Annotated in this window: 17 protein-coding genes; 14 read left to right on the forward strand and 3 right to left on the reverse strand. The window is 48.6% G+C overall.

Annotation, left to right across the window (positions count from 1 at the left end; all coding sequences use genetic code 11):
• Positions 1 to 274: 274 nt before the first annotated feature.
• Positions 275 to 1,504, forward strand: a complete 1,230-nt coding sequence (locus tag HMPREF2560_RS00190) for a tetratricopeptide repeat protein (protein ID WP_070606742.1) — start codon at positions 275 to 277, stop codon at positions 1,502 to 1,504.
• Positions 1,505 to 1,548: 44 nt separating this feature from the next.
• Positions 1,549 to 2,727: a bifunctional phosphopantothenoylcysteine decarboxylase/phosphopantothenate--cysteine ligase CoaBC gene (gene coaBC / locus HMPREF2560_RS00195; protein ID WP_070606745.1), complete on the forward strand. Its 1,179-nt coding sequence runs from the start codon at positions 1,549 to 1,551 to the stop codon at positions 2,725 to 2,727.
• 56 nt (positions 2,728 to 2,783) lie between these two features.
• On the opposite strand, the gene era is transcribed toward coaBC, so the two are convergent.
• Positions 2,784 to 3,713, reverse strand: coding sequence for a GTPase Era (gene era, locus HMPREF2560_RS00200; protein ID WP_070606748.1), 930 nt, complete (start codon positions 3,711 to 3,713; stop codon positions 2,784 to 2,786).
• 64 nt (positions 3,714 to 3,777) lie between these two features.
• A complete protein-coding gene (rnc, locus tag HMPREF2560_RS00205; RefSeq protein WP_003683027.1) occupies positions 3,778 to 4,497 on the reverse strand; it encodes a ribonuclease III in 720 nt (239 codons plus the stop codon).
• A 254-nt stretch (positions 4,498 to 4,751) separates the two neighbouring features.
• On the opposite strand from rnc, the gene HMPREF2560_RS00210 reads away from it, so the two are divergent.
• From HMPREF2560_RS00210 to nusB, 3 genes are all read left to right on the forward strand, one after another.
• On the forward strand, positions 4,752 to 5,075 hold the full coding sequence (locus HMPREF2560_RS00210) for a DUF2185 domain-containing protein (protein ID WP_070607364.1): 324 nt from the start codon (positions 4,752 to 4,754) through the stop codon (positions 5,073 to 5,075).
• Between the two features lie 93 nt (positions 5,076 to 5,168).
• The gene (gene ribH / locus HMPREF2560_RS00215; protein ID WP_036493252.1) at positions 5,169 to 5,648 is read left to right on the forward strand and encodes a 6,7-dimethyl-8-ribityllumazine synthase; all 480 of its coding nucleotides are present in this window, start codon (positions 5,169 to 5,171) and stop codon (positions 5,646 to 5,648) included.
• Between the two features lie 120 nt (positions 5,649 to 5,768).
• A complete protein-coding gene (gene nusB, locus HMPREF2560_RS00220) occupies positions 5,769 to 6,197 on the forward strand; it encodes a transcription antitermination factor NusB (RefSeq protein ID WP_003748564.1) in 429 nt (142 codons plus the stop codon).
• 119 nt (positions 6,198 to 6,316) lie between these two features.
• Here nusB and HMPREF2560_RS00225 read toward each other — a convergent pair whose 3' ends face one another.
• Positions 6,317 to 6,727 carry a type IV pilin protein gene (locus HMPREF2560_RS00225; RefSeq protein ID WP_070606751.1) on the reverse strand — a complete coding sequence of 137 codons (411 nt, stop codon included), beginning with the start codon at positions 6,725 to 6,727 and terminating at the stop codon, positions 6,317 to 6,319.
• Positions 6,728 to 7,016: 289 nt separating this feature from the next.
• Here HMPREF2560_RS00225 and HMPREF2560_RS00230 point away from each other — a divergent pair, with 289 nt between their 5' ends.
• The 9 genes from HMPREF2560_RS00230 to HMPREF2560_RS00270 all read left to right on the forward strand — a co-directional run bounded on the left by HMPREF2560_RS00230 (position 7,017) and on the right by HMPREF2560_RS00270 (position 20,187).
• Positions 7,017 to 8,198, forward strand: coding sequence for an efflux RND transporter periplasmic adaptor subunit (locus HMPREF2560_RS00230; RefSeq protein WP_049331220.1), 1,182 nt, complete (start codon positions 7,017 to 7,019; stop codon positions 8,196 to 8,198).
• An 81-nt stretch (positions 8,199 to 8,279) separates the two neighbouring features.
• Complete coding sequence (locus tag HMPREF2560_RS00235) at positions 8,280 to 10,217, forward strand: MacB family efflux pump subunit (protein ID WP_070606753.1); 1,938 nt, start codon at positions 8,280 to 8,282, stop codon at positions 10,215 to 10,217.
• A gap of 62 nt (positions 10,218 to 10,279) precedes the next feature.
• On the forward strand, positions 10,280 to 11,662 hold the full coding sequence (locus tag HMPREF2560_RS00240; protein ID WP_070606755.1) for a TolC family protein: 1,383 nt from the start codon (positions 10,280 to 10,282) through the stop codon (positions 11,660 to 11,662).
• 112 nt (positions 11,663 to 11,774) lie between these two features.
• On the forward strand, positions 11,775 to 12,641 hold the full coding sequence (locus HMPREF2560_RS00245) for a DUF808 domain-containing protein (RefSeq protein ID WP_070606758.1): 867 nt from the start codon (positions 11,775 to 11,777) through the stop codon (positions 12,639 to 12,641).
• 55 nt (positions 12,642 to 12,696) lie between these two features.
• Complete coding sequence (gene lnt / locus HMPREF2560_RS00250) at positions 12,697 to 14,244, forward strand: apolipoprotein N-acyltransferase (protein ID WP_070606762.1); 1,548 nt, start codon at positions 12,697 to 12,699, stop codon at positions 14,242 to 14,244.
• Between the two features lie 279 nt (positions 14,245 to 14,523).
• Positions 14,524 to 15,387, forward strand: a complete 864-nt coding sequence (gene rpoH, locus HMPREF2560_RS00255) for an RNA polymerase sigma factor RpoH (protein ID WP_070606765.1) — start codon at positions 14,524 to 14,526, stop codon at positions 15,385 to 15,387.
• Positions 15,388 to 15,534: 147 nt separating this feature from the next.
• Positions 15,535 to 16,788, forward strand: coding sequence for a glutamyl-tRNA reductase (gene hemA, locus HMPREF2560_RS00260; RefSeq protein ID WP_003684306.1), 1,254 nt, complete (start codon positions 15,535 to 15,537; stop codon positions 16,786 to 16,788).
• Between the two features lie 245 nt (positions 16,789 to 17,033).
• The gene (locus tag HMPREF2560_RS00265) at positions 17,034 to 18,533 is read left to right on the forward strand and encodes a DegQ family serine endoprotease (RefSeq protein ID WP_070606768.1); all 1,500 of its coding nucleotides are present in this window, start codon (positions 17,034 to 17,036) and stop codon (positions 18,531 to 18,533) included.
• 133 nt (positions 18,534 to 18,666) lie between these two features.
• Complete coding sequence (locus HMPREF2560_RS00270; RefSeq protein WP_070606771.1) at positions 18,667 to 20,187, forward strand: Na+/H+ antiporter NhaC family protein; 1,521 nt, start codon at positions 18,667 to 18,669, stop codon at positions 20,185 to 20,187.
• Positions 20,188 to 20,211: the final 24 nt, after the last annotated feature.

A 20,211-nucleotide genomic window follows, 5' to 3' on the forward strand; every position in this document is an offset into this window, starting at 1 on the left:
CTATACGCCCCCAAACAAAACCAGTCAACACCCAATTTCAAAAAAATTAAAATTTTCTCTCAACTATCTGTATTTAAATAATTTAAAATTTATTGAATTTTATCATTCGTATAGATAAAACAGATACCCTAAAGATAAATAGTCCTGCAGCTTTGCTCTTATTTGCCACATTCAACACCCTATATCTCTATATTACTGGCGCTTTAGCCCTATCTACTCTTACAATCTCTACTTTCTCCAATAAAACAATCATAAATTTAGAATAGTCCCGATTATGAGCAACGAAAAGATTCAACAAAAATTTGAACAAGCATATCACTCTTTCATCGAAGAGGAAAATTACGAGGAAGCACTAAAACGTGCCGAGATTCTTTGCCTTCTCAATCCCCAATCTGTCGAATTTCATCATAAAGTTGCTTATGCCTATCTGAAGCAATTGAAATGGGAAAAAGCCATTGAGGCTGAAATGAAAACGCTAGAGCTGGATAGTACCTATATTCCTGCTTTGGATTTACTTGCACATGCTTACGGCGCTCTAGATAACTGGGAAAAAACCGGGTTTTACGGTCATCAGGCTTTGGTTCTAAAAGATAAAGCCATCCCAGACCTAGAACATGAAATCATTCCGACACCGGCTCCAAAAAACGGCAAACGGATTATCTCCTTTTCTTTATTTGGTAATAATTCCAAATATATTGAGCCTGCCGTCTTAAACACCCAGCTTGCTCCTGTACTTTTCCCCGGTTGGACATGTCGTTTTTATGTCGACGATTCTGTATCTGCTGAAGCTATTCAACGATTTAGAAATAACGGTGCAGAAGTGATTAAGGTTGGCGCTCCATTGGACAACTGGCCGGGTACGATGTGGCGCTTTCTTGCCATCAATGATCCCGAGGTTGAATACGTTATTTTCCGTGATGCAGATTCTATTATTTGCTATCGTGATGCAGCGGCTGTATCCGAATGGATAAAAAGTGGCGCCCTATTCCACACTATTCGCGACTCAGGCTCGCATACTGCCCTGATTCTTGCGGGTATGTGGGGGGCTAAAGCGGGTGCAGTCCCAGATATGCAAGAAAGGATTCAAAACTTTGTCGATGAGGGCTACCCTTCCAGACATTTTGCCGACCAAGATTTTCTAGAAAAAGAATTGTGGGCCTATATCCGTCAGAATCTGTTTGCACATGACAGATTATTTGATTTCTGTAATGCACACGAAATTCCCGGAGAGTTCTACTCTAATTATCAAATCGCTTTCAGCGAAGGGGTTACCAGCTTTAACGCAACGACTGATTATGAAGATGGCAGCCTGGCAAGATGGACGCTGTACTCCAGTGCTTCACCTTTGGTCAATCCGGACTACTCGCTCAATGTTGTTCCTGAATTTAAAGTCTGCAGTTATGTGACTGAAGTGAAAAACGGAGCGGTTTCAGCATTCTTACCAAAGAGATATGGTAATGCGATTAAAGCAAAACTAGCCAGAATCAACATCGAACAAATCTAATTTGATTTGATTCCTATATATCTCATTTAATGAACCCGTTATTTATGAGCAAACACATTCTCCTCGGCATTACTGGCGGTATTGCGGCGTATAAATCTTGCGAACTGGTCAGACTACTGAAAAAGCAAGGACATTCTGTATCAGTGGTAATGACAGATTCTGCGACGGAATTTGTCTCCCCGCTGACTTTCCAAGCTTTAACCGGCAACCCTGTTTTATCGGATACCTATTCAGGCGCTTCCAATAATGGCATGGCGCACATAAACCTGACGCGTGAAGCCGACGCATTTCTTATTGCGCCTGCAACTGCCAATACGATTGCCAAAATTGCCAACGGATTAGCCGACAACCTGTTGACTACTTTGGCCGCAGCCAGAAAATGTCCTTTGGCCGTTGCGCCTGCAATGAATGTCGAAATGTGGAACAACGCTGCCAACCTGCGCAATATTGAGCAGCTGGTTTCAGACGGCATTACCGTGCTTTACCCAAACAGCGGCGAACAGGCTTGCGGCGAAACAGGTACAGGCAGAATGGTCGAAGCGGTCGATCTGGCAGATTTGTTAGAGGATTTATGGACACCCAAGCTATTGAGCGGCAAAAAAGTTCTGATTACAGCCGGCGCAACGTTTGAAGCCATCGATCCTGTTCGCGGCATTACCAATATTTCCAGCGGACAAATGGGCATGGCTTTAGCGCGTGCCTGCCGTGCCGCCGGAGCGAAAGTCACGCTGATTTACGGTCAAATTCAGACGGCCTTGCCAGCAGGCTTGGCTCATTCCGAACAAGCTGTCAGCGCAGAAGCCATGTATCAGGCAGTTCACCGCCATATCCATGAGCAAGATGTCTTTATTTCCGTTGCAGCCGTTGCAGACTATAAAGTCAAAAACAGCAGCAACGAGAAACTAAAGAAAAACGGCAATCAGCCCCCGGTTATCGAACTGACGGAAAATCCGGATATTCTCGCATCCGTTGCCACCCTGCCTTCTCGACCATTCTGCGTCGGCTTTGCCGCAGAAAGCCATCAGGTCTTGGAATTTGCTCGGGCAAAACGTTTGCGCAAAAACGTACCTATGCTGGTAGCCAACCAAGTTTCCGTTTCCATGGGTAAGCCAACCAATCAAATCACCATTATTGATGACCTTGCCGAAACCTCATTTCCGGAAACATCCAAACGCCAAGCAGCGGATGAAATCGTCAAACGCCTGGCTGAATTGTTGACTTAATAAAACAAAAGGCCGTCTGAAAGTTTTTCAGACGGCCTTTGTTCAAACACATTACATTACAAACCCAATTCACGTAGGAAACGAATATCGTCTGCCCAACCGGATTTCACTTTCACCCAAATCTTCAAGAAGACTTTGGTATCAAACAATTTTTCCATATCAAGGCGGGCTTCAGTAGAAATTTTCTTCAATTTCTCCCCACCCTTGCCAATCAAAATCGCCTTTTGACTGTCTTTATCAACCAACACCGCGATATAAATGCGGAACAGTCCGCTTTCCTCTTCCTCAAACTGCTCCACTTCAACATTCATCGCATACGGCAACTCTTCACCCAAATAGCGGAACAATTTTTCGCGCACAATTTCCATCGCCAGGAATCGGCTGGATTTGTCCGTCACCATATCTTCCGGATACATCGGGATACTTTCCGGCAGATACGGCTTGAGCAATTCCAGCAAATTGGCAATACGCAGGCCATGTTTCGCGCTGACTGCCTCGCTGGCAGTAAATTCAAACTCTTGGCGCACTTCATTGATAAACGCTTCAAGCGCAAATTTGTCTTTGGCTTTATCTTTATCGATTTTATTGACCACCAATACCACAGGCGTATGCTTAGGCAACTGCTTCAACACCACGCGGTCAGCATCGGTAAAGCGCATGGCTTCCACCACAAAAACCACCACATCCACGCCGCTCAACGCTTCGGTTACGTTTTGATTAAGACGGTCATTCAAGGCATTGCGGTGATTGGTTTGAAAACCCGGCGTATCGACAAACACAAATTGCGCCGTATCGTCGGTGTAAATGCCTGTTACACGATTGCGCGTGGTTTGTGCTTTTTTACTGGTAATACTGATTTTCTGACCGATTAAATGGTTCATCAGCGTGGATTTGCCGACATTCGGACGACCCACGATGGCCACAAAGCCGCAACGATAATCTGTCAGGTGTTGCGACTCGTTTTGCAAAAAGGTTTCGATATCCATTTATATATGACTTTCTTGATTGTTTCAGACGGCCTTTGCATTTTCTCAAAGGCCGTCTGAAATATTATTTTTTAGCTTTTTTCAAAGGAAACTTCTGTTCCAACCACTCCAAGGCTTCACATGCCGCTTTTTGCTCGGCCACTTTCCGACTGCTGCCGCGTGCATTGCAGATAAAGCCGAGTTCACCCAAATCACAGGAAATCACAAACATCGCATCAGCCGTCTGCTCCGCCTGCTCTTCGATTCGGTATTTCGGCAAGGCAAAGCGGCGTGCCTGCAAGGCTTCCTGCAAAGCGGTTTTACTGTCTTTTTTGCCGATATTCAAATCCGCACGTTTCACGCGTTCCGCAAACAAATGGCGAACCACTTTTTCCGCCGCAGAAAAATCAGCATCAAAGCTGACCGCCGCAAACATCGCTTCCATCGCGTCGGCCAAAATCGAAGGCCGTCTGAAACCACCGCTCTTCAACTCGCCGGCACCTAAATACAAACCGTCGCCGACATTCATTTCCAACGCGATTTCAGCCAATACGCCTTCATTCACCAAAGCCGCGCGCATCCGCGACAACTCACCTTCCGACAATTTCGGAAACGCATCAAACAACATCCTCGCCACGGAATAGTTCAAAATCGAATCGCCGACAAATTCAAAACGCTCATTGTGTTTGGCATTGTAGCTGCGGTGGGTCAAAGCCTGCTGGAGCAGCTCCATATTGCGGAACTCATAGCCCAGACGCTTTTGAATCGCTCGATGCGCCTGCTGTTTGAGCAAATCAGGTTTCATTCCATACTTTCAAAAAAACAGCCGGAAAGCACGCCTCATCCGCAGTGAAACAAAATAAAAAGGCTACACCGGCAACTTTTTTATTTTGGCTCATTGTTTCTCGCGTCCCTCAAGCCGATAAACAATCAAAAGCCGTCATGTTCAAACCTGACGGCACTTACCGACATTGTACCATCAAACCGCCCCTGCACACATCCGTGCGGAAAAGCGGCGAATCGTGTAAAATCATGCCAAATCATCTCTTTGTCAACTCCATGAACAAATTTGCCCAAGCATTGGCCGCAGCGCTCGACCGCTGCATCGTTACCAACACCATCGCCGAACAAGGCGAGCCCGTCGGCTTCCTCTACCGCGAAGCCCCCGTATTTGAAAACGACAGCGGCTGGCGTATTTTCAGCGGCGACGAAACCGACGAATACACCGACAATCCCGACAATTTCAGCATTGTCAGTCTCTCCACCATTACCGCAGACAATCCCGACATCGCGCCCCTGCTGACTCAGGCAGAAGGCTGCGCGTGGGAATTGAACGAAGACGGCGAGTTCCAAGCCGTTGCCGATTGGCAGCCGCAAGAATAATCCATCCCCATTTTGTTTCAGACGGCCTTCTTTATAACAAGGCCGTCTGAAACCGAGCCGAATCCCTATTTCACAAATATTGAAGGAATCATCATGAACATTATCGAACCACGCCTCGATGGCACCAACTTGCGCATCGGCATCGTTCAAGCCCGCTTCACCAACGAAATCGGCAGCGAAATGGTCAAAGTATGCTGCCGCACCCTAAAAGAATTGGGCGTATCCGAAGACAACATCACGCTTGCCACCGTTCCCGGCGCGCTTGAAGTGCCTATCGCGTTGATGAACCTCGCTTCATCCGAACAATTCGATGCCCTGATTGCTATCGGCGTTGTCATTCGTGGCGAAACCTACCACTTTGAATTGGTATCCAATGAGTCCGGCGCAGGTGTCAGCCGCGTTGCCCTTGACTACAACATCCCTATCGCCAACGCCATCCTAACGACCGAAAACGACGAACAAGCCGTTGCTCGTATCGAAGAAAAAGCCTCCGATGCAGCCAAAGTTGCCGTAGAATGTGCCAACTTGGTCAACCATCTTTTGTCAGAACAATACGAAGACGACGAAGAATAAGCTTCTCCCCGTATTGAATCCGCATATTTTCAGACGGCCTCCCAATCATGACATTGAGGCCGTCTGAATCATTCAATATTCAGCCGACAACCATCGGCACTCTCTTCACAAGGAATACCCATGAAAAGCCCACGCCGCCGCGCACGCGAGCTTGCCGTACAAGCTATTTATCAAGCAGGCATCAACAAAACTGCCGCTCCCGAAATCGCTAAAAACATCCACGAACTGTCCCAATCTTCCAATATGGATGAAGAGCTGTTCAACAAACTGTTTTTCGGCGCACAAACCCATGCCGAAGAATACATGGAAAAAATCAGCCCCCTGCTCGACCGAGACGAAAAAGACCTCAGCCCTATCGAACGCGCCGTTTTGCTGGTTGCCTGCCATGAGCTGAGCACCATGCCTGAAACCCCATACCCCGTCATCATCAATGAAGCCATCGAAGTTACCAAAACTTTCGGTGGCACCGATGGCCATAAATTCGTCAACGGCATCCTCGACCAACTGGCTTCCCGTATCCGCCCTGACGAACCACGCCGCAAAGGCTAAGATTAGCTTCACATCAGGTCGGGATTACCGATCTTTGCCCTGTTTAAGCTAATGTGCTTATACAGCCAAACCATCAAAAAGGCCGTCTGAAATTCAGACGGCCTTTTATATTTCTCGATTTATTCTGATTTTGGCATTTCATAACTGGGGCAGTTTTGTTTATCGCTGTTTGCCCAAATGATACCGCTGTCGTTGTAATAAACAGTACAAGTTTCATCGGCATTGGTTTCTTTATTGGGTACAGCCTTCAAAATATAACCTGAATCGGAAGGATCCGAACCTTCGGAAAAACTAATATTGAAATATTGATTCTGCTGTAAATTTTCAGCAGGAAACCCTACAAATGTACTTTTTTGAGTGTAATAGCGTTCGAGCTGTTGGGCATTATGCAGCATCTGTGTACGGACGGATGCGAGACGCGTTTGGCGGATGTAGTTTTGATAAGATGGATATGCGATGGTAGCGAGAATGGCTGCAATCAAAACGACTATCAGCAGCTCGATAAGCGTGAAGCCTTGTTGGTGTTTCATTTTATTTGTGTCGTTAATAATTGGAATAAGACATGAATATTATAGTCGTTTTCTTGCGGCTTAAATGTTCAGATTCGGAGGAAGTTTGGGAATTTATGTAAACGAGGTACAAGTTCTGAAAAATATTTCCATCCTTTTATTTTTTATTTCAATAAGTTAAACTTCAATTTAAGCCGACCGTCTCTTGGTTGGTCTTGGTCTTTACAGTAAAATCCAGTTGTTTTTTTTGTCTCCAACATACATTTATTGCTTGTCTGCAACGTTATTTTATTGAATTGGTTCCTTTTATATGTCTAAAGTTTTCAAGTGGGCGGCCGGTACGGCTGTTGTAGTAGCAGCGGCTTTCGGCGGCTGGTCTTTGATGAAGCCTGAGCCTCAGTCTTCTTTTATTACAGAAGTAGTCAAACGCGGCGATATCCGTCAAACCGTGTCGGCAACCGGAGAAATCTCACCTTCCAATTTGGTATCCGTAGGCGCGGAAGCTTCAGGTCAGATTAAAAAACTGTATGTGAAACTGGGCCAACAAGTGAAAAAAGGCGATCTGATTGCGGAAATCGACTCAACCAATCAGATCAATACCTTAAATACCGAAAAATCCAAACTGGAAACCTATCAGGCAAAATTGGTTTCTGCAGAAATCGCTCTTTCCAGTGCAGAGAAAAAATATAAACGCGAACTTGCCTTATGGAAAGAACAGGCAACTTCCAAGGAAAACTTGGAATCTGCACAAGACTCTTTAGCCGCAGCCAAAGCCAATGTTGCCGAACTGAAGGCCTCCATCAAACAATCAAAAATCTCCATCAATACAGCCGAATCCGAACTGGGCCACACGCGGATTACCGCCACCATGGACGGCACCGTGGTCGCCATTCCTGTTGAAGAAGGCCAATCCGTCAATGCGGCGCAATCTACGCCGACCATTATCCAGCTGGCAAATCTGGAAACCATGTTGAACAAAATGCAGATTGCCGAAGGCGACATCACGAAAGTCAAAGCAGGTCAGGATATTTCGTTCACCATTTTGTCCGAGCCGGACACCCCGATTAAAGCGAAATTAGACAGTGTCGACCCCGGCCTGACCACCATGTCTTTGGGCAACTACACCAGCAGCACGGACACGACTTCCAATGCGATTTACTACTATGCCCGCGCCCTGGTGCCGAATCCTGAAGGCAAACTTTCTATCGGCATGACCACTCAAAACACGATCGAAATCAACGGCGTGAAGAATGTTTTACTGGTACCGACGCTGACCGTGAAAAAGCATAACGGCAAATCCTATGTCAGCATTTTGGGTGCAGACAATAAAGCGGTAGAACGCGAAGTGACCGTCGGCCTGAAAGACAGCATGAATACCGAAATCAAAAGCGGCTTGAAAGAAGGCGAAAAAGTGATCGTTTCTGAAATGAGCGCAGATGAAAAGAATAAGAGCAGCGAACGCGCAATGATGGGTGGCGGCCCTCCTCGCTGATTAATTAAGGCCGTCTGAAAGGTTTGGCTGTGTTTCAGACGGCCTTAGTTCCTGTATTTCTATTTTTCGCCCGGAAAGATTATGAGTTTAATCGAATGTAAGAATATCAACCGTTTTTTCGGTAGCGGTGAAAACCGTGTACACGTATTGAAAGATGTCAGCCTTTCTATTGAGAAAGGCGACTTTGTAGCGATTATCGGACAGTCCGGCTCAGGCAAATCGACGCTGATGAATATTTTGGGCTGTCTGGATACCGCCACTTCCGGCTCTTATCAAATCGACGGCATAGAAACATCGCAAATGCAGCCGGATGAGCTGGCGGCTTTGCGCCGTGAGCGTTTCGGCTTTATTTTCCAGCGTTACAACCTGTTAAGCTCGCTGACCGCCCGAGACAACGTCGCCCTGCCTGCCGTGTATATGGGCATGGACAGTAAAGAGCGCGCGGAACGTGCGGAAAAACTGTTGGGCGATTTGGGTTTGCAAAATAAAGAAGGCAACAAACCCAGCGAGCTTTCCGGCGGTCAGCAACAACGCGTTTCGATTGCCCGCGCGTTGATGAACGGCGGCGAAATCATCTTTGCCGACGAACCGACCGGCGCATTGGATACCGCCAGCGGTAAAAATGTGATGGAAATCATCCATAAGTTACACGAAGACGGGCATACCGTGATTATGGTTACCCACGATCCGGGCATTGCGGCAAATGCGAACCGCGTCATCGAAATCCGCGACGGTCAGATTATTTCGGATACGTCTAAAAATCCCGATATTCCGCCAAGCAAAGTGGAGAGGATTAAAGAAAAAGCTTCCTGGTCGTTTTATTACGATCAATTTATGGAAGCATTCAAAATGTCGGTACAGGCGATTATGGCGCACAAAATGCGTTCGTTGCTGACCATGCTGGGGATTATCATCGGTATTGCTTCGGTGGTATCGGTAGTGGCCTTAGGTAATGGCTCGCAACAAAAAATCCTGGAAGACATCAACTCGATGGGCACAAACACCATCAGCATCTTCCCCGGCCGTGGTTTTGGCGACCGCCGCAGCGGACGGATCAAAACACTGACGATTAATGACGCAAAAGCCATCAGCCAACAAAGCTACGTCGCCTCTGCCACCCCTCAAACCAACTCCGGCGGCACCTTGACCTACCGCAACACCGACCTGTCCGCCTCGCTTTACGGCGTAGGCGAACAATATTTCGACGTGCGCGGTTTAAAATTGGAAGAAGGCCGTCTGTTTGATGATGACGATGTAAAAAACGATGCCCAAGTCGTCGTCATCGACCAAAACACCAAAACCAAACTCTTCGGCGAAGGCGTCAATCCTTTAGGCAAAACCATCCTTTTCAAAAAACGCCCGCTAACCGTCATCGGCATTATGAAAAAGGATGACAACTCGTTTGGTAATTCCGACTCTCTGATGCTTTGGTCGCCGTATACAACGGTCATGCACCAAATTACCGGCGAGAGCTATACCAACTCCATCGTTGTCAAAATCAAAGACGATGCCAACACGCAAGTTGCCGAAAAAAGCCTGACCGAGCTGCTGAAAGCACGCCACGGTACAGAAGACTTCTTTATGAACAACAGCGACAGCATCAAAGAAATGGTTGAAAGCACGACCGGCACCATGACACTGCTGATTTCTTCCATTGCGGTCATCTCTTTGGTGGTCGGCGGCATCGGCGTGATGAACATCATGCTGGTTTCCGTTACCGAGCGCACCAAAGAAATCGGCGTCCGCATGGCAATCGGCGCACGCCGCAACAATATTTTGCAACAGTTCCTAATTGAAGCAGTCTTAATCTGTATCATCGGCGGCCTGTCAGGCGTATTGTTGTCCGCAAGCATCAGCCTGGTGTTCAACTATTTTGTTACCGACTTCCCGATGAGCATTTCCATGACTTCCGTCATCGGCGCAGTGGTCTGCTCCACCGCCATCGGCGTCGCGTTCGGCTTTATGCCTGCCAACAAGGCTTCCAAGCTCAACCCGATTGATGCACTGGCTCAGGATTGATTATGTTTCAGACGGCCTATTATCTTGGGCCGTCTGAAATGCTGTTACCCGAAAGATTTTTTATGAAGACGAAACCTTTTTCCCAAGCAGCCTTATCCTTGGCTGTTGCCCTTGCCCTAAGTGCGTGCGCCGCACCTAAAGCCAATCCGAATCTGACGCTGGAAGCGACCGGCCAAGTCATGAGCGCGGCGGAAACTGCCGAACGCTACGATGTAAACGGCAACTGGTGGGAAATTTACCAAAGCCAGCAGCTTAATGCGCTGATGGAGCAAGTGTTAGCCAACAATGTCGATTTGAAACAGGCGGCCATCAGCGTCAACAAAGCTTTGTATCAAGCCAATATTTTGGGCGCGGATTTGGTGCCTTCGTTCAGCGGCTCATTGGGCGCAAACGCTTCTAAAAACCTGAAAACTGGCAGCCACGGCAATACCTTCAGCAGCCAGCTTGGCTTGAGCTACGAATTGGATTTATGGCGTAAACTCAGTGCCACTGCCGATGCTCAGGTATGGGAATATCAAGCCACGCATGAAGACATGGCCAACACACGCCTGACTTTGATTAATAATGTCGCCGATGCGTATTTCAATATCGCCTACCTGAACGAAGCCATCGAGTTGGCAAAAAAATCGCTGAAGCAATATCAGGAAATCAACCGCATTGCGAATGCCAAATTCCGCTACGGCCGTGCCGACTCCAGCCAGCCGACCCAAGCCAAACAGTCATTGCTGAGCGCGGAAAACAACCTGTTGTCTTTGCAAAACAATTTGGATACGCAAAAACAGGTTTTGCGTAATTTGTTGAATTTAAGGCCGTCTGAAAACATGGCCGCCGATCCGGCACAATTCCGCCTGTTGCCGGTCAAAGGCGTGAACTTGGATGTACCGATTACCGTTTTGGCCAACCGCCCCGACCTGCGCGCCGCCGAATACCGCCTGCAAGCGTCGCAACAATCGGTCAACGCGCAAAAACGCAGTTGGTATCCGTCGATTACTTTGGGCGCAAGTTTGAGTACGTCTTCCGATAAAGCGAAAAGCACGTTCAATATCCCCATGTTAGGCGGATCGGCCACCATCAATCTGCCTTTCCTTAATTGGCAGACCATGAAATGGAAAGACAAAACCGTACAAGCGGAGATGGACAGTGCCAAGCTGAATTTTGAAAAAGCCTTGACCACCGCGCTCAACGAAGTCAACACCAATTACCTTGCCTACAAAAACGCGCAGGTCAGCCTTGCCAATCAAGAACAGCGTTATCAGTTGGACAAGAAAAACAGCCATTACTATCAAGTACGCTACCAGCATGGTAAAAACGAACTGAAAGACTGGCTGGAGGCTTTGAATTCAGAATACAGCTCGGCTCAAAACCTGCTGAACCAACGCTATGAAGCCTTGAAATACGAAAATATGGTGTATAAAGCCATGGCGGGACGTTATACGCCGAAATAGCATTTTCAGACGGCCTTTGGTTAATTTCCGTCAAAGGCCGTCTGAAAAACATTCAAGCAACTGAATTTTCATATATAATCGCGCGTTTATTTGATTTTATCCGGACAACATTATGGCCTTCGCCTCTCTCTTTACGCTTTTGGACGACATCACCGCCGTTTTGGACGATGTAGCGATGATGACCAAAGTCGCCGCCAAAAAAACCGCCGGCGTGGTCGGTGACGATTTGGCGCTCAACGCCAATCAGGTAACCGGCGTATCCGCCGAGCGCGAATTGCCGATTATTTGGGCGGTGGCAAAAGGCTCTCTGGTCAACAAGCTGATTCTGGTGCCGCTTGCGCTATTGCTTTCCGCTTTCCTGCCTGCGCTGATTACGCCCTTGCTGATGATCGGCGGTGTTTATTTATGTTTTGAAGGCGTGGAAAAACTGTTGCACAAATTTCTGCACCGTAATGAACACGGAGACGGACACGATGCCGAGCCTGAAGTCACAGACGAAAAAACAAAAGTGAAAGGCGCGGTCCGCACAGATTTCATCCTCTCAGCCGAAATCATCATTATCGCGCTGGGTGTTGTTGAAAAATATGACCTGATGACGCGTTCTTTGGTTATGGCCGCCATCGGTGTCGGCATGACTGCATTGGTCTATGGTTTGGTCGGCATCATCGTCAAACTTGACGACCTCGGTATGATGTTGATGCGCCAAAAAAGCGCCGCCGTACAAGGCATCGGACGCGGTTTGATTTCATTTATGCCTTGGTTTATGCGCGGCTTGAGCATTGTCGGCACGCTGGCGATGTTCTTGGTCGGCGGCGGACTAATCGCCCACAACCTTGGCTTTTTGCACGATTTCCTCCACGCGCAGCATTGGGACAGCGGCATGATGGAACATATCGCCAATCTGGTGGTCGGAGTAGCCGCCGGTGCATTAGCTTGCGCAATCGTCCTGCCTGCAATGAAATTGTTTCAAAAAGACTGATTTTGTTTCCCTGCCGTCTGAAAACTTTTCAGACGGCCTCAATACCATTTAAAGCATGAATATTTTCCGTAAACTCGAACAATATTGGCAACATCCGCTGCTTTACTGGCCGCTGGTCATCTTGATTGCCGCCGCGACACCGTTCACTTTCGCCCCCTATTATCATTTCTGGCTGATGCCGCTGTTGTTTGGAGCGCTGATACGCCTGATTGAATTGCGTCCGCGCTTTGCCGTCATGACTGCCTATCTATTCGGATTAATCGGTTATACGGCGCAGTTTTATTGGATACACACTGCCTTGCATGATGTTTCGGGTTTGCCGGATTCATACGCCATCCCCCTCACCTTCCTGCTGCCGGCGTTTCTTGCGCTTTATCCGGCCATCTGTTTTTGGGTGTGGCGAAAATGCAACCTGTCGCGCTGGGCCAAAACCGGCCTCCTGCTGCCGATTTTATGGACGCTGGCAGAATTTGCCCGTGAACGTTTCCTGACCGGATTCGGCTGGGGCGCCATCGGCTATTCCCAAATCATCAAAGACAGCCCGTTGGCAGGTTTCGCGCCTTTGGGCGGCATTCACATGGTCACGCTGGCAACTGCTTTCCTCAGTGCATGGCTGGTGTTGCTGATTGACAACCACGGCCGTCTGAAACACCGCCTGCTGCCCTTATTCCTTATCGTTGCGCTCTGCTCCGTCGGCTACATTTCCCAACAAACCGAATACACCCGCCCCGACGGCAGCACCAGCACGGTCGCCCTGATTCAAGGCAACATCGAGCAAAATCTGAAATGGAAAGAAGAACAAATCATTCCGACCATTCAGAAATACTACGAACAAATCAGCAAAACCAGTGCCGACATCGTCATCCTGCCTGAAACCGCCTTGCCGCTGATGCGGCAAGACCTGCCCGAAGGCATCTTGGAACAATTCGCAGAGCAAGCGCAAAGCAACGGCAGCGCATTGGCCATCGGTATCAGCCAATATACGCCCGACGGCAACGGCTACGAAAATGCAGTCATCAATTTGAGCGACTATCACAACAGCACTTCCGATGTCATCCCCTACTACGCCAAGAACCACCTTGTTCCATTTGGCGAATACAAACCATTGCCCGCCATTACCGAGCGTCTCTATAAAATGATGGATATGCCTTTGGCCGACTTTCAAAAAGGCGGCGACAACCAAGCGCCGTTGGTAATGAAAGATCAAAAAGTTGCCTTCAATATCTGCTATGAAGACGGTTTCGGCGACGAACTCATCGCAACGGCGAAACGCTCCACCCTGCTTGCCAACATCAGCAATATGGCGTGGTACGGCAAATCCAATGCCATGTATCAGCAGCTTCAACAGTCCCAAGCGCGAGCAATGGAACTGGGCCGCTACATGGTTCGCGCCACCAATACCGGTGCGACCGCCATTATTTCCCCTAAAGGTACGATTGTTGCCGAAGCCCAACCGGATACAGAAACCGTCCTCGAAGGCCACGTCAAAGGCTACATCGGTGAAACGCCTTATATGAAAGCAGGCGGCTCAACATGGCTTATCAGCATTTTGGCCGTTATCGGCGTATCCCTTATCCTGATTGGCCGGAAGAAATCAGAATGAAAATTTTTTAAGGCCTTGTTATACAAGGTCTTTTTTATCACTAAAACTATTTACATACAGAAATGTTTGTAATATACTTAATCAAAACCAAGTAAATCACTCAAATTTTCTAAGACAATCAACCCTTGCGATTTAAACAGTAAAAACTATTGAATCTATCGTTAATTTACAGAAAAAATCCAACCCATAACAAAACAAACCACAGGCAGTGTTATACTGCTTGTCACACAAATAAACAAAAGCCGTTTTCAGACGGCCTAATTAAGGAGAGCATCCTTTATGAATAAAGCTTTTGCATTACCCGTTATCCACAGCGGCAACGGTAGCCTCGAGCAATACATTCATACTGTCAACAGCATTCCCATGCTGACTGCCGAAGAAGAAACACAACTGGCCGAACGTCAACAAAAAGGCGATCTCAACGCCGCCAAACAGCTTATTCTGTCTCATCTTCGCGTCGTCGTATCCATCGCACGCGGCTACGACGGCTACGGCCTCAACCAAGCTGACCTAATTCAAGAAGGTAATATCGGCCTGATGAAAGCCGTCAAACGCTACGAACCAAGCCGTGGCGCGCGCTTGTTTTCGTTTGCCGTGCATTGGATTAAAGCAGAAATCCACGAATTCATTTTGCGTAACTGGCGTTTAGTCCGCGTTGCCACAACCAAACCGCAACGCAAACTGTTCTTCAATCTGCGCAGCATGCGTAAAAACCTGAATGCCTTGTCTCCAAAAGAAGCACAAGAAATCGCCGACGATTTAGGCGTCAAATTGTCCGAAGTCTTGGAAATGGAGCAACGCATGACCGGTCACGATATCGGCATCATGGCAGAAAACAACGATGACGAGGACAACTTCGCCCCTATCGACTGGTTGGCCGACCACGATGCAGAGCCTAGCCATCAGTTGTCCAAACAAGCCCACTACGCCCTGCAAACCGAAGGTCTGCAAAACGCCTTGGCGCAACTGGACGACCGCAGTCGCCGCATCGTTGAAAGCCGCTGGTTGCAAGACGATGGCGGTTTGACCCTGCACGAATTGGCTGCCGAATACGGCGTATCTGCCGAACGCATCCGCCAAATCGAAGCCAAAGCCATGCAAAAACTGCGCGGTTTCTTGGCAGAAGAAGCTGAAGCCGTTTAAGCCTTTCTTGATAAAAAGGCCGTCTGAATCTTTTCAGACGGCCTTTTCGATGGCAAACCTCATTGCATCTTCTCCCCCAACGCATTCATTTTAAAGCCCACTTAAGCTATAATACCCACCACACACACTACCCGTCATACCATAACCATGCAACTTACCGTCGTCGGACTCAATCACCAAACCGCGCCCTTGAGCATACGCGAAAAACTGGCATTTGCAGCTGCAAATCTGCCGGATGCCGTGTCCAACCTCGCGCGCAGTGAGGCGGCGGAAGAAGCAGTCATTCTTTCTACCTGCAACCGCACCGAGCTTTACTGCGTCGGTGAAACCGAAAAAATCATCGACTGGTTGGCGCAATATCACGACCTGCCTGCCGAAGAAATCCGCCCTTACCTCTATACCTTGGATAATAATGAAACCGTCCGCCACGCCTTCCGCGTCGCCTGCGGTTTAGATTCCATGGTCTTGGGCGAACCGCAAATTCTCGGTCAAATCAAAGATGCCGTCCGCGTTGCGCAAGAACAGGAAAGCATCAATACCCACTTAAACGCCCTGTTTCAAAAAACCTTTGCCGTTGCCAAAGAAGTGCGTACCGACACTGCTGTCGGCGAAAACTCCGTCTCCATGGCTTCTGCATCGGTCAAAATGGCAGAGCAAATCTTCCCTTCCATTTCCGATCTGAACGTCCTCTTTATCGGTGCAGGCGAAATGATTGAGCTGGTGGCCACTTATTTTGCCGCCAAAAATCCCAAGCTCATTACCGTTGCCAACCGTACACACCAGCGCGCGCAGGAATTGTGCGACAAACTTGGGGTCAACGCCGAAGCCTGCCTGCTGAACGAATTACCCGATATTCTTCACGATTACGACGTGGTTGTTTCTTCCACTGCCAGCCAACTGCCCCTCGTCGGCAAAGGCATGGTCGAGCGCGCATTGAAAAAACGCCACAACATGCCTGTTTTCCTGCTGGATTTGGCCGTTCCGCGCGATATCGAAGCCGAAGTCGGCGAATTGGAAGACGCATATCTCTATACTGTAGACGACATGATGGACATCGTCCAAAGCGGTAAAGATGCGCGCAAAAAAGCAGCGGCGGCGGCTGAAAGCATGGTGGAAGAAAAAGTCAGTGAATTTATCCGCCTGCAGAAAAACCGTCAAAGCGTTCCGCTTATCCGCGCCTTGCGCGACGAAGGTGAACGCGCACGCCGCCAAGTATTGGAAAATGCCATGAAGCAACTGGCAAAAGGCGTATCCGCCGAGGATGTCCTCGAACGCCTCTCCATCCAGTTGACCAACAAACTGCTCCACTCTCCGACACGCACGCTCAATAAAGCCGGCTCGGACAACAGCGAATTAATCGATGCCGTGGCGCAGATCTACCATTTGGATCAACACGACTAACCACAATTTAAAGGCCGTCTGAAAGAAGCGAACCGACCGACAGGTCATATTCCGAAGCTTTCAGACGGCCTTAAAACAATAAAATCCCAATCATCATTTTTTCATTTAAAATGAAATGCTTGAAAAAAAACCGTTAAAGTGTAAAAATCCTACCTTATACATTTAAACAGCATTCAAACAATAAAACTGCCTGCCGGCTCAAACTCATGCCGACAATACGATAGGCACCGGCAAAAGGAACTTTCGTGAATATTAAAACAAACACATATCTGGCCCTTGCTGTTCTCTCAGCTTCCCTTCTTTCAGGTTGCGACAAAGTCAGCACCTTTTTCGACAAAGACGAAAACAAAGAACTCGTCCAACGCATAGAAACCAATACCGATGACGGGAAAGTCGGTATGCTGTTGCCCGACTTCGCCCAACTGGTACAAAACGAAGGACAGGCAGTCGTCAATATTCAAGCGACACCGGCAAAACGCACCGCGACACCGGATGACGACCACAGCATGGACCTAAGCCAATTCCCCGACAATGATCCGTTTTACGAGTTCTTCAAGCGCCTTGTTCCCAATATGCCCGACATGCCGCAAGAAGATACCGAAAGCGACGCTTTGAATTTCGGTTCCGGCTTTATTATCAGCAAAGACGGTTATATCCTGACCAATACCCACGTGGTTGCCGGCATGGGCAATATCAAAGTCCTGCTCAACGACAAACGCGAATACACGGCCAAACTGGTCGGCTCAGACGCCCAATCCGACGTTGCCCTCTTAAAAATCGAGCCGCAAGAAGACTTGCCGGTTGTCAAAATCGGCAATCCGAAAGATTTAAAACCGGGCGAATGGGTAGCCGCCATCGGCGCACCTTTCGGCTTTGACAATAGCGTAACTTCAGGCATCGTCTCCGCCAAAGGCCGCAGCCTGCCGAATGAAAACTATACGCCGTTCATCCAAACCGACGTTGCCATCAACCCCGGCAACTCAGGCGGTCCACTATTCAACCTCCGCGGCCAAGTAGTCGGCATCAACTCGCAAATTTACAGCCGCAGCGGCGGTTTCATGGGTATTTCGTTTGCCATTCCGATTGATGTTGCCATGAATGTGGCCGATCAATTAAAAGCCAACGGCAAAGTCCAACGCGGTCAATTAGGCGTGGTTATTCAAGAAGTTTCTTATGATTTGGCCAAATCTTTCGGTTTGGACAAAGCAAGCGGCGCGTTGATTGCCAAAATCATGCCGAACAGCGCAGCGCAACAAGCCGGTTTACAAGTCGGCGATATTGTCCGCAGCGTGAACGGGGAAGAAGTCCGCGCTTCCAGCGATTTGCCGGTCATGGTCGGCTCGATGATGCCGGGCAAAGAAGTCACTTTGAGCATTTGGCGCGGCGGCAAACAAACCGATGTCAAAGTCAAACTTGGCAGCGCAGCCGAACAAACGGAAACTTCTGCAAAAGAGGCTGAACACCCGCAACACGAAGGTGGCCATGACGGATTTACCGTTGAAAATGCAGGCCTAACTTTGCAGGTTGAAAACGCAGACGGCAAACAACGCTTAATCGTTCTGCGCGTTAGCGGTGCGGCCGAACGTGCCGGCCTCAAACGCGGCGACGAAATCATTGCCGTCAGCCAAATCAGCGTCAATGACGAATCCACTTTCCGTAGCGCATTGGAAAGCTCAGGCAAAAACGTACCGCTTTTGGTACAACGCGACGGCAATACTTTGTTCCTCGCGCTAAATCTGCAGTAGCCCGATTTTTCAGACGGCATGATGATGTGTTAGATGATAAAATACCCATCTGTCAGAGGCGGTGGGTATTTTGTTATCTGTCTTCCAATTTAGGCCGTCTGAAAATATTTCACCGCTTATATACAATATAATTATGCAACTTATTAATTATTCAAATTCTATTTTATCCATCGTCCCGGCAGCCATTGCGCTCGCCTTGGCCATTGCCACGCGCCGTGTATTGCTGTCCCTCGGTGTCGGCATTATCGTCGGCTCATTCTTGCTGGTAGGCGGTAATCCACTTGATGCCTTGGTTCACTTGAAAGACATGGCTGTCAGCCTGACTTGGGCAGACGGCGATTGGTCTTTGGGCAAACCCAAAATCCTGCTCTTCTTGGTGCTTTTGGGGATTTTCACTTCCCTGCTGACACATTCCGGCAGCAACCAAGCATTTGCCGATTGGGCAAAACAGCACATCAAAGGCCGTCGCGGTGCAAAACTGCTGACTGCCTGTTTGGTATTCGTTACCTTTATTGACGACTATTTCCACAGCCTTGCCGTCGGTGCGATTGCCCGCCCTGTAACCGACAAATTCAAAGTTTCCCGCGCCAAACTGGCTTATATCCTTGACTCCACTGCCGCACCGATGTGCGTTTTGATGCCTGTATCCAGCTGGGGGGCATCGATTATTGCTACTTTGGCAGGCCTTTTGGTGACTTACAACATCACAGACTACACACCGATGGGCGCATTCGTGGCCATGAGCCTGATGAATTACTACGCCGTCTTCGCGTTGATTATGGTGTTTGTCGTTGCTTGGTTCTCCTTCGACATCGGCTCCATGGCTCGTTTGGAACGTGCCGCTTTGAATGAAATTCATGATGAAACCGTTGAAACAGGCCATCCCAACGGTCGTGTATTTGCACTAATTGTGCCGGTTTTGGTACTGATTGTCGCCACGGTTTCCGCCATGATTTACACTGGTGCACAAGCTTCTGAAACCTTCTCTTTGCTCAGCGCGTTTGAAAATACCGACGTGAACACTTCCCTCGTATTCGGCGGTACTTGCGGCGTATTGGCCGTCATCCTCTGCACCATCGGCACCATCAAAACCAGCGATTATCCTAAAGCCATTTGGCAGGGCATCATCTCTATGCGCGGTGCCATTACCATCTTGATTTTGGCATGGATCATCAGCACCGTTGTCAGCGAGATGCACACCGGTGAATACCTCTCCACTTTGGTGGCAGGCAATATCCACGCAGGCTTCCTGCCCGTGATTTTGTTTATGCTCGCAGGTGTGATGGCCTTCGCTACCGGCACAAGCTGGGGCACATTCGGCATCATGTTGCCGATTGCCGCCGCCATGGCCGTCAAAGTCGAACCTTCGCTGGTTATCCCTTGCATGTCTGCCGTAATGGCCGGTGCCGTATTTGGCGACCACTGCTCGCCAATTTCCGACACCACCATCCTCTCTTCTACCGGCGCACACTGTAACCACATCGACCACGTTACCTCGCAATTCCCTTACGCGCTGACCGTAGCCGCGTCTGCCGCCTCAGGCTACCTCGCACTGGGCATGACCGGCTCCGCACCTTTAGGTTTTGTGGTAACCGGCATCGTGATGGTTGTGTTGATTTTGATCTTAAAAGACAAGAAAAAAGCAACTGCCTAATTCAAAACCAATATTCAGACGGCC

This window comes from Neisseria sp. HMSC078H04, assembly GCF_001838135.1.
Classification (GTDB): domain Bacteria; phylum Pseudomonadota; class Gammaproteobacteria; order Burkholderiales; family Neisseriaceae; genus Neisseria.